This window comes from Acinetobacter sp. UBA3025, from assembly GCF_002367915.1.
Lineage (GTDB): Bacteria > Pseudomonadota > Gammaproteobacteria > Pseudomonadales > Moraxellaceae > Acinetobacter.
The window spans coordinates 1-13463 of sequence record NZ_DFDO01000226.1 but is presented as its reverse complement, the minus strand read 5'-3'; the positions used below and the strand labels follow the sequence as shown (position 1 = coordinate 13463).

Annotated in this window: 13 protein-coding genes; 3 read left to right on the top strand and 10 right to left on the bottom strand. The window is 45.0% G+C overall.

Annotated features, from left to right (window positions below; all coding sequences use genetic code 11):
- The first annotated feature begins 28 nt into the window (after positions 1-28).
- A complete protein-coding gene (locus B4J23_RS09595) occupies positions 29-1525 on the top strand; it encodes a succinate CoA transferase (protein WP_180159432.1) in 1497 nt (498 codons plus the stop codon).
- 73 nt (positions 1526-1598) lie between these two features.
- Here the strand turns inward: B4J23_RS09595 and B4J23_RS09590 are convergent, their stop codons facing one another.
- Positions 1599-2687: a zinc-binding metallopeptidase family protein gene (locus B4J23_RS09590; RefSeq protein WP_291360259.1), complete on the bottom strand. Its 1089-nt coding sequence runs from the start codon at positions 2685-2687 to the stop codon at positions 1599-1601.
- Between the two features lie 457 nt (positions 2688-3144).
- Between B4J23_RS09590 and B4J23_RS09585 the strand changes: the two genes are divergently transcribed.
- Both B4J23_RS09585 and B4J23_RS09580 read left to right on the top strand, forming a co-directional pair.
- A complete protein-coding gene (locus B4J23_RS09585; protein ID WP_175968213.1) occupies positions 3145-3609 on the top strand; it encodes a GNAT family N-acetyltransferase in 465 nt (154 codons plus the stop codon).
- 229 nt (positions 3610-3838) lie between these two features.
- Entirely contained in the window at positions 3839-4726 is an 888-nt protein-coding gene (locus B4J23_RS09580) for a DMT family transporter (protein WP_291360257.1), read from the top strand.
- Between the two features lie 56 nt (positions 4727-4782).
- On the opposite strand, the gene pcaD is transcribed toward B4J23_RS09580, so the two are convergent.
- The 9 genes from pcaD to benA all read right to left on the bottom strand — a co-directional run bounded on the left by pcaD (position 4783) and on the right by benA (position 13414).
- Positions 4783-5562 (bottom strand): 3-oxoadipate enol-lactonase, encoded by a 780-nt coding sequence (gene pcaD, locus B4J23_RS09575; protein WP_291360256.1) that lies wholly within the window; start codon positions 5560-5562, stop codon positions 4783-4785.
- 58 nt (positions 5563-5620) lie between these two features.
- A complete protein-coding gene (pcaF, locus tag B4J23_RS09570) occupies positions 5621-6826 on the bottom strand; it encodes a 3-oxoadipyl-CoA thiolase (protein ID WP_291360254.1) in 1206 nt (401 codons plus the stop codon).
- 133 nt (positions 6827-6959) lie between these two features.
- Positions 6960-7616, bottom strand: a complete 657-nt coding sequence (locus B4J23_RS09565; protein WP_291360252.1) for a 3-oxoacid CoA-transferase subunit B — start codon at positions 7614-7616, stop codon at positions 6960-6962.
- 21 nt (positions 7617-7637) lie between these two features.
- On the bottom strand, positions 7638-8309 hold the full coding sequence (locus tag B4J23_RS09560) for a 3-oxoacid CoA-transferase subunit A (protein WP_291360250.1): 672 nt from the start codon (positions 8307-8309) through the stop codon (positions 7638-7640).
- Between the two features lie 37 nt (positions 8310-8346).
- Positions 8347-9567: a benzoate/H(+) symporter BenE gene (benE, locus tag B4J23_RS09555; RefSeq protein WP_064096714.1), complete on the bottom strand. Its 1221-nt coding sequence runs from the start codon at positions 9565-9567 to the stop codon at positions 8347-8349.
- Between the two features lie 58 nt (positions 9568-9625).
- Positions 9626-10411: a benzoate diol dehydrogenase BenD gene (gene benD / locus B4J23_RS09550; protein WP_291360246.1), complete on the bottom strand. Its 786-nt coding sequence runs from the start codon at positions 10409-10411 to the stop codon at positions 9626-9628.
- Positions 10412-10432: 21 nt separating this feature from the next.
- Positions 10433-11449 carry a benzoate 1,2-dioxygenase electron transfer component BenC gene (gene benC, locus B4J23_RS09545; protein ID WP_291360245.1) on the bottom strand — a complete coding sequence of 339 codons (1017 nt, stop codon included), beginning with the start codon at positions 11447-11449 and terminating at the stop codon, positions 10433-10435.
- Positions 11450-11537: 88 nt separating this feature from the next.
- The gene (gene benB, locus B4J23_RS09540) at positions 11538-12029 is read right to left on the bottom strand and encodes a benzoate 1,2-dioxygenase small subunit (protein WP_291360243.1); all 492 of its coding nucleotides are present in this window, start codon (positions 12027-12029) and stop codon (positions 11538-11540) included.
- The gene (benA, locus tag B4J23_RS09535) at positions 12026-13414 is read right to left on the bottom strand and encodes a benzoate 1,2-dioxygenase large subunit (RefSeq protein WP_104426109.1); all 1389 of its coding nucleotides are present in this window, start codon (positions 13412-13414) and stop codon (positions 12026-12028) included. Before benA ends, benB begins: the two co-directional genes overlap by 4 nt.
- Positions 13415-13463: the final 49 nt, after the last annotated feature.

Below are 13463 nucleotides of genomic sequence, written 5' to 3'. Positions count from 1 at the left end.
TCTTTATTTTTAATTTTTGAGAATTTTTATGAACGGTTTAGAGCGTATTCGTTTGCTCGCATTACAAGATAAAGTAGTACCTGTAGAAAAAGCACTACAATTGATTCAAGATGGTGATGTAATTGGTTTGAGCGGTTTTGGCGGCGCCGGTGAAGCGAAAACTGTGCCTTTGGCATTGGCTGAATATGCCCGGCAGCATCCGATCCATATTACCTTGGCGACAGGTGCAAGTCTGGGGAACCGGATTGATGGGAAACTGAATGAAGCTAACGTTATAACCCGCCGTTATCCTTATCAGGCTGATCCTTCTTTACGTCAGGCCATCAATAATGGTGAAGTGATGTATATCGATCAGCATCTTTCTGAACTGGCAGACAATATCCGTCATAAAAACCTGCCGGCGATTAATGTAGCTATAATTGCCGCAACGGCCATTACTGAAGATGGCCAGATTATTCCGACCGGTTCTTGTGGAAACTCGGCGAATTTCATCGAAATGGCAGATCGGGTCATTGTTGAAATTGATACAACAGTTAATCCGGTGCTAGAAGGCGTACATGATATTTATTTGCCTAAAACCCGTCCAAACCGTGGCCCGATTCCTTTGACGCAAGCCAGTGACAAGATAGGTACAATCGGAATCCATGTTGCACCTGAAAAAATTGCTGCGATTGTCATTAATGAGATTCCGGATACTTCTTTCGCAATGGATGAGCCGGATGAAGAAACACTGGCGATTGCCAGCCACTTAATTCAATTCTTTGAAAATGAAGTCGCCGCAGGACGATTACCTGAAAATCTGGGGCCGCTGCAGTCCGGAGTAGGTTCCGTGGCAAATGCCGTATTTGTAGGTTTTGAACATTCTAATTTCAACCATCTGGAAATGTATTCTGAAGTCCTGCAAGACTGTACTTTCCAGCTTATCGATTCAGGAAAAATGACCTTTGCTTCTGGTTGTTCCATGACCCTGAGCGATGAATGTGCGGCACGGGTGATGAAGAATTTTGATCAGTACAAAGATAAAATTGTCTTACGCCCGCAAGAACTTTCCAACAACCCTGAGCTGATTCGCCGTCTGGGTATAATTGCAATCAATACCGCACTGGAGTTTGATATTTACGGGAATGTGAATTCAACCCATGTCGCTGGCACCAAGATGATGAATGGTATTGGCGGCTCAGGTGATTTTACCCGTCATGCACATATTGCGATTTTTGTGACTAAATCCTATGCCAAAGGTGGTGCGATTTCGTCTGTGGTTCCACTGGTGAGCCATACAGATCATACTGACCATGACGTGGATATTCTGGTAACAGAGCAAGGTTTGGCCGATCTGCGCGGATTGGCACCACGTGAACGTGCCCGCAAGATTATCGATATTTGTGCTCATCCCGATTATCGTAAAAGTCTGAATGATTACTTTGAGCGCGCCTGTGCGCATGGTGGGCAAACACCGCATTTGTTAAATGAAGCTTTGTCCTGGCATGCCCAGTTTGAAGAAACCGGTTCAATGAAAATTGCTTAGTTCTCTTTCTTAAAATAAGCCCAAAATAAAGCCTGTGAATCACGGGCTTTATTTATTGTACTAGATAAATATTTTAGTTCTGAATCAGACGTGGGTTATTAAAGACTTTATCCAAGATATGCCGATGAATGAAACGCAGTTTATCTTTCACAGCTTCAGTCAGCTTAAAGGGGTAAGCATCTTCCAGACCCATACTGCGGTTTAAGGCATTCAAATTAAAAGTCAGGGTGACCCAGTTTTCCAGGATATGTTCAAAATCCTGTCCACCAATCGGGCATTCTTTAAAGTCCATACTGGCTAGATTTCGGCCATTACCTTCCACGCGTAGACCGGCATAAAATGCAGTTTCCAGTGTTTCCATGATATGCAGATAATGTGACCAGGTTTCAGCCCAATCTTCCCACGGGTGTGTAGTGGCATAGGGACTAATATATTTTTCATGCCAGTTGATAGGCGCACCTTGATTATAGTGCCTCTCTAGTGCTTCACTATAATTTTGCCGCTCATCTCCAAAATAATAGCGAAGTTCATCGAGTAATTCGGGGTGTAGGTGCTGGATGACATTAAAATAAAAATGCCCACTTTCATGACGAAAATGCCCTAATAATGTCCTGTAATTTTCACCCATATTGACCCGGGTGGTTTCACGATAAACCACATCGGCCTCGAAGGCATTTAAGGTAATCACACCATTGGCATGGCCGGTAAGTACTGGCTTGTCTTTTTCAGGAAGAAGAAAATCAAAACGCAAACCCAACGGATCATCATCCGAATGTTTTGGACGAGGCATAATGTTCATACGTTGGGTCAGATACAGAAAACGGCGTTTGGCTTCCTCGAGCCGATACCAGTAAATCATGTTCTCAGAATTCTCCAGATTCGGAATCACATGCGTCAGCTGACAGGATTCACAAAAATCTTCCTCGTCATCTACAGGGATCATCCAGTTACATACCTGATGATGGGTATAGTTATAACAAGGTTTATAACGGGAATGTTGATACTTTTCGGCAACGGGAACCCACTCCTGAGCATTCAGCTTTTTAAATGTCGTCATTTCTTTTTCGGATGCGATATAGCCGATAGGAGAAAGGCAGTGATCACATACGAATTTGGCGAAAAAGATCTGCTGTTCGCAAACTGGACATTCAAAATACTTCATCGATACTCCCTGCAAAATGAATGAATTACAATGAATTACTGAAACTCTATAATTTATATTCAGATTGCATTGCGGAATTTTATCCTGTTTAAAAATTCATCATAAAAATTTCTTAAAAAACACTATGTTGATTAATTGTAAAATGCGTGTGATCGATTATTCATTAAATTATAGTTTAGTGACTGTTTATAGAAGAAAAGCTGAGTGAACTGTAAAAACTGATGAACTGATTTATGTATTTTTTTCTTAAATAAAAAAACAGAGCACTAATTTAAAAAACTGAATAATGCAAACTATAAAAAAATTAGAGATCAAAAATTATTGAAAAAAATCGATTGAATCGCGTTTTTCAAAAGACCTAATTGGTATATATTTTGCTCAATTTTAAAACATACATAATGCTGAAAAATAAATTATTTTTAATTTTTTAGTTCTGCTTTTGGGGTATTAAAATATGATGAAGATAAGAAAAGCCACTGTTCAGGACACACTAGCAATTGCGAACGTCATTGCCCCATTTGTTGATGTCTTGATTTCTAGTGAAGAGGGACGCAAGCGTTTTCAACCTAAAATTCTTCAGACCATTTTTGATCGAGCTGATATTCATTATTTTGTTGGAGAAATTAATCAAAAAATTGTGGGCGTGGTGGCCTATATGGAACCTGCACACTTCATGCACTTTTTTCTGGATCCAGCTTATCAGGGGCAGGGATATGGACGACAAATGTGGAATTTTTTAGAAGAACAAATCTGTAATCAAGGGCATCAAAGGATCACAGTCAAATCCAGTTTATATGGCTTCAATATTTATAAAAAATTTGGTTTTGTAGAAACAGGTGAACTTACTCACAAACATGGCATTCGCTTTATTCCAATGGAAAAAGTTTATCCTGTTGAATCAAATATAGCTCCCTTAGAATAGGAAAGTCTTTTATTATAATTTAATCAAGAATCTGGAGTTATTTTCTTATTTTTTCAGCATAGTTCAAATCTAAGAAATCAATTTTATCCCTATCAGACTGATAAATTTTAATTATTTCTAAATTAGAAAATTAAACTTTTAGCTATTAGCCATTATCTCTTTTTTAATTAGTCATAGATTGTACTAAGGCATAGAATTAATTCACTTTTACGGTACTAATGATCAGGGTATGGCAATCAGCTGGATTTTCTTTACTTTAATGGCTGCATTTATGCAGGCTTGGCGAAATGCCTTTCAAAAACAGCTCAGTACTACTGTCGATATTTGGGGCGTGACACTGGCACGTTTCCTGTTTGGCTTGCCGCTGGCCGGGCTTTACATTGCAACTTTATACCACTTCAAACCGGTAGAATGTGTGGTGCATTTTACCCTGAAGTACTGGATCTATATCCTGATTGCGGGTATCAGCCAGATTCTGGCAACCGCCTTGATGGTGCAGCTATTTAAACAGAAAAATTATGCGATTGGCGTTGGACTGGCAAAAAGTGAAGCGATTCTGGCAGCCATTATCGGAGTGATTTTTCTATCAGATCATCTTTCTGTACTGGCATGGATCGGGGTGCTGATCGGTGGTTATGCTGTGTTTTTGCTTAGTAAAGGCAATCAGCTGACCGGCTTATCCACCAAGACTTTAGCCATCGGAATTGGCAGCGGTTTGAGCTTTGCTATTACTTCACTCTTGGTACGTGAAGCCAGTCTGGAACTACCGATGTTGCCAACCGTGCATCGTGCTTCATGGGTACTGATTTCAGTGATTGGTTTCCAGTGCATCAGTATGCTGATTTACCTCAGTCTGTTTAGCCGAAAAACCTTAGTTGCCATGTGGCAACGTTTGGGGCTTACTTTTAAAGTCAGTTTTTGTAGCTTTATGGCCTCCCTTGGCTGGTTTACCGCCATGAGTATGATGAGCGTGCCAATCGTGAAAACCTTGGGACAAATCGAAATCCTGTTCAGTCTGCTGATTTCAGCTTATTTCTTTAAAGAAAAACTGGCGCGTGCCGAGCACTGGGGCTTAGGACTGGTGGTGATTGCAGCGATGCTGGTGATCTGGGCTTAACAAATACTCGAATAAAAGAAAGCCACGAATTATCGTGGCTTTTTTATAAGAATGAATTAAGCAGCAAGAAAAGTTTGTACTGCCTGATTAAAGGCTTCCGGTTGTTCAATATTGGAAATATGCGAAGCATTGATTTCAAACAACTGGCTATTCGCAATACGTTGCTGCATAAACTGTCCATCTGCAACAGTCGTCACCGGATCCTGCTGACCCGCAATAATCAGCACAGGGATTTGAATGCTACTAAGTTGTTCGCGGACATCCGCCTTAGCCAGAGCTTCACAGCAGTTTGCATAGCCTTCTGGGCTGCCAGCTCCGAGGTCGTTTGAAAGTTCTGCAACGACTGCCGGGTTGCTCTGGATAAAGGGATCGGTAAACCAGCGTGATGCCGCAGTTGCAGCAATCGGAGCAAGACCTTGCTCACGGACAAGCGCAGCACGGTCTTGCCATGCCTGTTCCTGGCCAATTTTGGCTGCAGTATTGCAGACAATCACCTGGCTAAAACGTTCTGGCTTATGAATCGCTAACCATTGACCGATTAAGCCACCCATAGAAATACCACAGAATGCTGCTTTTGCAATGTTCAAATGATCCAGAAGATTCACTATATCCTGACCCAACTGCTCCAGGCTATACGGGCCTTGCGGTGCTTCCGAACCACCATGACCACGGGTGTCATAGCAGATTACGTAATAATCTTGCTGGAAATGCGCAATCTGTGGCTGCCACATGCTGTATTTGGTGCCCAGTGAATTGGAAAATACCAATGCAGGTTTGCTAGCATCCCCAAAAGTCTGGTAATTAATCTGGGCATCATTTGATGTAAATGTTGGCATTAAAATCCCTCCCGACCTCCCTTTAAAAAAGAGAGGAGTTTATATTTTTAATTATGCATTACACACGTTCAATAATCAGCGCGATACCTTGACCTACACCGATACACATAGAGCAAAGGGCATATTTGCCATCAGTCTGTTCCAATTGGTTCAAGGCAGTAGTCACCAGACGGGCACCGGAAGCACCGAGTGGATGGCCGATTGCAATGGCCCCACCATTTGGATTGACATGCGCAGCATCATCCGGAAGGCCAAGGTCACGGGTCACTGCGAGTGCCTGTGCAGCAAAGGCTTCGTTCAGTTCAATGACATCCATCTGTTCCAGCGTTAGCCCAGTCTGAGCCAGCAGCTTTTTGATTGCTGGTGCCGGACCAAAGCCCATAATACGTGGCTCTACACCGACAACCGTTGAACCAATAATTTTGGCACGTGGTTTTAAACTATAGTGTTGAACGGCTTCATCGGATGCAATCAGGAGTGCCGCTGCACCATCGTTAATGCCAGAAGCATTGCCTGCCGTCACCGTACCATCTGCTTTGACGACTGGTTTTAACTTAGTTAAACCTTCTAGTGTTGTAGAAGCACGAGGATGTTCATCAGTATCTACCACAACTGGTTCGCCTTTACGCTGAGGAATGACCACGGGCACGATTTCATTTTTAAAGAAACCTTTGGCTTGTGCTGCTGCTGTACGTTGCTGGCTGGTCAGGGCAAACTTGTCTTGATCTTCACGATTAATATTGAACTGTTCTGCCACGTTTTCAGCAGTTTCCGGCATGGTTTCCACGCCATACAGTTCTTTCAGTTTCGGGTTGATAAAACGCCAGCCCATGGTGGTGTCTTCAATTTTCTGGCTACGGCCATAAGCGGTTTCTGCTTTACCCATGACAAAAGGGGCGCGTGACATGGATTCCACACCACCAGCCACAATCAGATTCGCTTCACCGGCTTTAATGGCACGTGCCGCAATCGCTATTGCATCTAGGGAGGATCCGCAAAGACGGTTAATGGTAGTGGCTGGCACTTGATAAGGTACACTTGCAAGCAGTGCTGACATACGACCCACGTTGCGGTTGTCTTCACCGGCCTGGTTGGCACAGCCGTAGATAATGTCATCAACTTTTTCCCAGTTGATACTTGGGTTGCGTTCCATCAGAGCCTTAATCGGAATCGCACCCAGGTCATCGGCACGAACAGGTGCCAGCCCACCAGCATAGCGACCGAATGGGGTACGAATGGCATCGATAATATATGCGTTTTTCATTGTGTATTTGCTCACATATTTAAAAGAAGAAAACTCCTCCCTTTTTAAAGGGAGGTTGGGAGGGATTTAATGAAGTAGTTTTAATCCTCAAATCCTCCCTAAATCCCTCCTTTAATAAGGGAGGGACTTCCCCTTAATTTGATTGAGTCGCATCAATCAGTTTGGCACCAGTTAATGCCTGCAATTCTTCAAATGACAGACCTACGACTTTTTCAATGACTTTCATGCCTTCAGGAGTGACATCAATTACACACAGGTCAGTATAGATGCGGTCCACACATTTCAGGCCAGTCGCAGGATAAGTCAGTTCAGCCACAATCTTAGGTTCGCCTTTTTTAGTGACGTGATCAGTAGTGATAAAGACTTTCTTGGCGCCGACGGCCAGATCCATCGCGCCACCGACTGCAGGAATTGCATCGGGTGCACCGGTATGCCAGTTGGCCAGATCACCATTTTCAGCGACTTGGAAAGCACCCAAAACTGCGATATCTAAGTGTCCGCCGCGCATCATCGCAAAAGAATCCCCATGATGGAAAAAAGCACCGCCAGTCAGCATGGTCACAAATTCTTTACCAGCATTGATCAGTTCAGGGTCTTCTTCACCTTTGGCAGGTGGCGGGCCAAAAGCTAGCAAGCCATTTTCAGAATGCAGGAAAACATCCTTGTCTGCAGGCAGATAGCTGGCAATCTTGGTCGGCAGGCCAATACCAAGGTTGACATAGGCACCATCCGGAATGTCCTGGGCAACACGTTCAGCAATCTGGTCACGGGTCAGTTTGTTATAGCTCATCAATCTTCTCCTTATCCGTAATTACTGTGCCGGTTGAACTTGAACAACGTGTTGAACAAAGATGCCTGGGGTGATGATGTGTTCCGGATCCAGCTCACCGAGTTTAACCACTTCAGCGACTTGGGCAATGGTAATGTCTGCGGCCATCGCCATAATCGGGCCAAAGTTACGCGCAGATTTACGGTAGACCAGATTGCCCCAACGGTCGCCCTGATGGGCCTTAATTAAAGCAAAGTCAGCTTTAATCGGATTTTCCAGGACAAAATCTTTGCCTTCATAGTTCAAGGTTGGTTTGCCTTCAGCCAGCAAGGTACCAAAACCGGTTGGGGTATAGATTGGACCTAAGCCCATACCTGCTGCCTGAATACGGCAAGCCAGATTACCTTGCGGCACCAGTTCCAGTTCGATCTTGCCTGCACGATAGAGTTCGTCAAATACCCAGGAATCAGACTGACGCGGGAAAGAGCAGATAATTTTACGCACAGCGCCCGCTTTAAGCAGTTTCGCCAGACCATAGTCGCCATTACCAGCATTATTATTGACAATAATAAGATCCTTGATTCCCAATTCGATCAGACCATCAATCAGTTCAGCAGGCTGACCCGCTGTCCCAAATCCGCCGATCATAATGGTAGAACCATCCTTGATCTGGGAGAGTGCTTCTTTCAATGATAATGAACTTTTATCTATCATAATCTGGTCCTTACATACCCTAAACTAATGGATGTCTTTAAATTCGTTTTGAATCTGATGTTGCAACCGGAACAGCATTACGGTCTTTCTGTGACAGCAGAAAATGTGCTACCAGGCCAATACAAATCCCCCAAAAGACTGAACTCAGCCCCAAGAAATGCATGCCGGAAGCAGTTGCTAAAAAGGTGATCAGTGCGGCATCACGTTGCGACTCTTTGCCCATCGCCATAGAGATGTTAGTGGCAATTGCTCCGAGTAAGGCCAATCCTGCCAAAGCTGCAATTAATTCCTTCGGCATCAGGCTAAACAGCATGACAATGCTGCCGGCAAACAGGCCGCCTAAAATATAAAAAAGCCCGTTCGCCACACCCGCGATATAACGCTTTTCTTTCAGCTCGTGCGCGTCTTTGCCTAAACACAATGCGGCCGTAATAGAGGCCAATACAATAGTAATCCCCCCCACACAGGCTACTGCGAGCGAGGCAATACTGGTTGCACTGATAATTGGCTTGGCAGGCATGTCATATCCACTGATCTTGATAATGGCCATTCCTGGTAAGAACTGGCCCGACAGACTGACCAGAATAAGCGGGAGGGCCAGATTCAGGGTGGAACTCCAAGTCCATTCCGGTGCAATAAATTGCGGAATTGCCAGACTGAAATCTGCCGTGACCGGATTAATCTTGCCCAGCAGCATGCTTAAAATCACACCGGCAACCAGCACCCAGACCATGGCATAACGTGGACTGAAACGCTTGGCCAGCAAAAACACCGCCAGCATGCCAAAGACGATATAGGGCATGGTATCGGTCGCGGTGAACAGTCCTAAACCAAACTGCAGTAAAATTCCGGCCATCATTCCGGCAGCGACTTCCTGGGGAATCCAGGACAGCAATTTGTCGAAATAACCGGTAATCCCAATGAGAAAAATCACCACAGCAGAGGTGATATAGGCCGCAACCGCTTCATTGAGCGAAATATCGGGAAACAGCGTGACCAATAGTGCCGTTCCGGGCGCAGACCAGGCGGTGACAACAGGTATTTTGTATTTAATCGATAAAAAGATACCTGCGAGCGCCGCACCAATAGAAATTCCCCAAATCCATGAAATCATCATGTCTGGGGAAACCTGGGCTTGCTGCGCTGCCTGGAAAAAAATGATCAGTGGTCCTGAATAGGAAATCAGCACTGCTAGAAATCCTGCAACAGTCGCTGAAATTGACCAGTCATTTTTTAATGTCTGAAACAGGGTGTTCATTGGTAATGTGCCTCCTTGCGTCGAACCATGAGCCTGTCAAAAATCGTGATGATCAGGACTAGCCTTGATCTCCACCACCGACCGGTACTACGGTACCTGTCATATAAGATGATTCATCGGAAGCCAGGAATAGAATGGCATTTACTTGCTCCTGAATTGTGCCGTAGCGACCCATAAACGTACGGTCAATGGTCTGATCTACCACTTGCTGCATCCATACTTTTTCAGTTTCCGTTAATGGATTGGCATTACGTGGAACCTTACGTGGCGGTGCTTCGGTACCACCCGTTGCAACGGCGTTGACACGAATCCCGTCTTTGGCATGTTCAAAGGCAAGAGCAGCAGTCAAACCGTTAACTCCACCTTTCGATGCCGAATATGGCACACGGTTAATGCCGCGTGTGGCAATAGAAGATACGTTTACAATGGTACCCTTCTGATTTTTAATCATTTCTGGTAAAACTGCACGGCAGCACCACATGGTTGGGAACAATGAACGGTTCACTTCTTTGATGATTTCTTCTTCAGAAAATTCTTCAAAAGGTTTCATCCAGATCGCACCGCCAACATTGTTGATCAGCACATCAATACGCCCATAGGTATCTAAGGCTTTTTCAACGACAGATTGAGCACCGGCATAAGTTTCCAGATCGGCTTTTACAGTAATGGCATCGCCACCTGTGGCTTCAATCTCTGCCAATACTTCTTCTACATAGGGAGAAAGATCGGCCATGATGACTTGAGCGCCTTCGCTCGCCACCTGAATCGCGACACCGCGACCGATGCCTTGCGCAGCACCAGTCACGATCACGACTTTATTTTCAAATCTTGGGTTACAGTTCATGAGGTTCTCCGGCTTCTAAACTTAGTTGGCAGAGAATTTTTCAAACAGGAAGCTGGCAGGTTTGACACCTTCCGCATCCAGCCAGCCGCGAACCGCTTCAACCATTGGCACTGGACCACACAGGTAGATGTCGACATCTCCAGCATTCAGCCATTCGTTTTCGATATGACCAGTCACATAACCTTTACGCTCATGTGTAGATTCTGGATTTGCGACCACTGTGCGATATTCGAACCATGGGAATTTGTCTTGCAGTTTATTCAGCTTTTCAATTGCGACCAAGTCGAAGTCATTGGTCACACCGAATACCAGACGTACCGGATGTTCCGAACCTTTTTCTTCCAGAACTTGCAGCATAGACAGGAACGGGGCAATCCCGGTACCACCTGCCAGCATCAATACTGGACGGGTCACATTACGCAGATAGAAGCTGCCGAATGGACCGGTAAAGGTCATTTTGTCACCGGCTTTTGCGTCAGCGCTGAGGAAGCTCGACATTTTGCCGTTCGGCACATTGCGCACCACGAAGCCGGTTAAACGGTTGCCCGGCTTGGAACTGAATGAGTAAGAACGGGTTTCAGTGGTGCCAGGAATGCCGACATTGACATATTGTCCGGCCAGAAAATGGATATCTGGTTGACCATCATCGAGTTGAATATCAAAAGTAATGGTGGAATCAGACAGGTTTTCTACACGGGCCAACGTACCTTGAAATGCATGAATCTCGGTTTTACAGACATCAGAGGAGGCCTGAATTTGGAATACGGCATCCGAAGTCGGTTTACATTGGCAAGCCAGGATAAAACCTTCTGCGGCTTCTTCTGGAGTCAGTGCATCTTCAATGTACATTTCTTCAGGCATGTCATACGCACCTGATTCACAAAAAGCGCGGCACGTTCCACATGCACCGTCACGGCAATCTAGAGGGATATTGATCTTTTGACGGTAAGCTGCATCGGACAAGGTTTCGCCTTGGGCAACACTAATAAAACGTGTAACGCCATCTTCAAATTGGAGTGCAACATTGTGGTTTGACATGGCTGAATATCCTATATAAATCTTTGAAACTTAGCCTTTCAGCCATATTTCCCTGGCTGAAAGGTTTGACCTTGCTGTCGAGACAGTCTTAGAGGTGATAAATGTCGACAACCTGGTTGATGTAATCGTTTTTCAGCACCACGTATTTGCTTAAAATCTGTGGTTTTTCGCCTGAAAAATTGATTACATAACGAGACATACCAAAGTAGCTGTAACTGGTTTTGTAGCGGAAACTCAGGGTATTCCAGTTAAAGCGCACAGTGACCTTGTCGCCATCACGTTCCACAATTTCAATATTGCAGATGTTGTGACTAGTACGGGTATCCGGCATGGTGGCAGATGAACGTTCTGTCTTGATCCGGAACACACGGTCTTCAAGACCCTGACGGTCTGGGTAGTAAATCAGTGAGATTTCAGACTGTGGATCTTCAGTCAGACGGTCATCATCATCCCAAGCAGGCATCCAGAAAGAAGCAGTAGGGGCGTAGCACTGTAACCAGTCATCCCATTGCTCATCATCTAAAAAGCGGGCTTCCTGATACAGGAACTGTGCAATATTTTCTAAAGTGATGTCGCTCATGCGGTTTCTCCTTCAGTGCTTGCAGCAATTTCTTTTTCAGTCGCAATGCCTTTTTTGATCAGCTCTAACCAGTACTGGTGCTGAGCCAGGTACAGGCCTTCATCTTCTGTTTTAATACCAGACAGTTTTGGTTTCAGGCCAATTTCATTGGCTGCATCATCTGGCCCTTGAATCCAGTGCTTAGAACCACGGCACATATCATTCCATTCCAGCGCGATCCCAGCATAACCGGCCTGACAGGCACGGAATTCTTCCAGATCGTCTGGGGTAGCCATACCAGAAGCATTAAAGAAGTCTTCATACTGACGGATACGGCGGGTGCGTGCTTCAGGCTCTTCACCGACAGGACCGATACAGTAAATCGTCACTTCAGTCTTATCGACAGAGATTGGACGCAGAACACGGATTTGTGAGCCGAACTGATCCATGAAGTAAACGTTTGGATAGATACACAGGTTACGTGAACGTTCGATCATCCATTTCGCCATGGCTTCGCCATAACGCTCGGTATATTCATCTTTCTTAGCAAAGTTTGGACGGTCTTCCGGGTTGGCCCATTGTGTCCAAAGCAGCATGTGACCATGTTCAAAGCCGTAAGAACCACCGCCTTGTTTGCCCCATGAACCTGCGCTCATGGCACGAATATTATCGCCAGCTTCTTTTTCCTTACGTTGCTGAGTCGTTGCAGCATAGTTCCAGTGCACGGCAGAGACGTGATAACCATCGGCACCGTTTTCTGCAGTCAGCTTCCAGTTACCTTCATAGGTATAAGTCGACGAACCGCGTAAAACTTCCAGACCTTGCTCAGACTGACCCACGATCATGTCGATGATCTTGGTGGCTTCACCCAGGTATTCTTCCAGAGAAGGAACATCCGGATTCAGGCTGCCAAACAAGAAGCCTTTGTAATTTTCAAAACGAGCTACTTTTTTCAGGTCATGAGAACCGTCCTGGTTAAAGCAATCTGAATAGCCTGCATCAGCCGGATCTTTCACTTTTAACAGCTTGCCCGAGTTATTGAATGTCCAGCCATGGAATGGGCAGGTATAGGTTGCTTTATTGCCACGCTTATAACGGCACAGTTGTGCACCGCGGTGAGAGCAGGCATTGATCATGGCATTCAGTTCGCCATTGCGGTTACGTGCAATGATGATTGGCTGACGGCCAATATGGGTTGTGTAGTAATCGTTGTTATTGGGAATCTGGCTCTCATGGGCCAGATAAACCCAGTTTCCTTCAAAGATGTATTTCATTTCCAGATCAAACAGGGCTTGATCAGTAAATACGGAACGGTGCAGTTTAAATTCACCAGATTCAAAATCATCGACCAGTAATTCATCAATACGGTCTAAATGGCTGGTGTTAATTACAGGAATACGAGGCATGTCCAGTCTCCGACTTTCCAAGGAGGGGAAGTCATCGGGATGTTGCTCA

Coding starts and splice junctions, on each gene's coding strand:
- B4J23_RS09595 (WP_180159432.1), top strand. CDS start 29: ATGAACGGTTTAGAGCGTATTCGTTTGCTCGCATTACAAGATAAAGTA.
- B4J23_RS09590 (WP_291360259.1), bottom strand. CDS start 2,687: ATGAAGTATTTTGAATGTCCAGTTTGCGAACAGCAGATCTTTTTCGCC.
- B4J23_RS09585 (WP_175968213.1), top strand. CDS start 3,145: ATGAAGATAAGAAAAGCCACTGTTCAGGACACACTAGCAATTGCGAAC.
- B4J23_RS09580 (WP_291360257.1), top strand. CDS start 3,839: ATGGCAATCAGCTGGATTTTCTTTACTTTAATGGCTGCATTTATGCAG.
- pcaD (WP_291360256.1), bottom strand. CDS start 5,562: ATGCCAACATTTACATCAAATGATGCCCAGATTAATTACCAGACTTTT.
- pcaF (WP_291360254.1), bottom strand. CDS start 6,826: ATGAAAAACGCATATATTATCGATGCCATTCGTACCCCATTCGGTCGC.
- B4J23_RS09565 (WP_291360252.1), bottom strand. CDS start 7,616: ATGAGCTATAACAAACTGACCCGTGACCAGATTGCTGAACGTGTTGCC.
- B4J23_RS09560 (WP_291360250.1), bottom strand. CDS start 8,309: ATGATAGATAAAAGTTCATTATCATTGAAAGAAGCACTCTCCCAGATC.
- benE (WP_064096714.1), bottom strand. CDS start 9,567: ATGAACACCCTGTTTCAGACATTAAAAAATGACTGGTCAATTTCAGCG.
- benD (WP_291360246.1), bottom strand. CDS start 10,411: ATGAACTGTAACCCAAGATTTGAAAATAAAGTCGTGATCGTGACTGGT.
- benC (WP_291360245.1), bottom strand. CDS start 11,449: ATGTCAAACCACAATGTTGCACTCCAATTTGAAGATGGCGTTACACGT.
- benB (WP_291360243.1), bottom strand. CDS start 12,029: ATGAGCGACATCACTTTAGAAAATATTGCACAGTTCCTGTATCAGGAA.
- benA (WP_104426109.1), bottom strand. CDS start 13,414: ATGCCTCGTATTCCTGTAATTAACACCAGCCATTTAGACCGTATTGAT.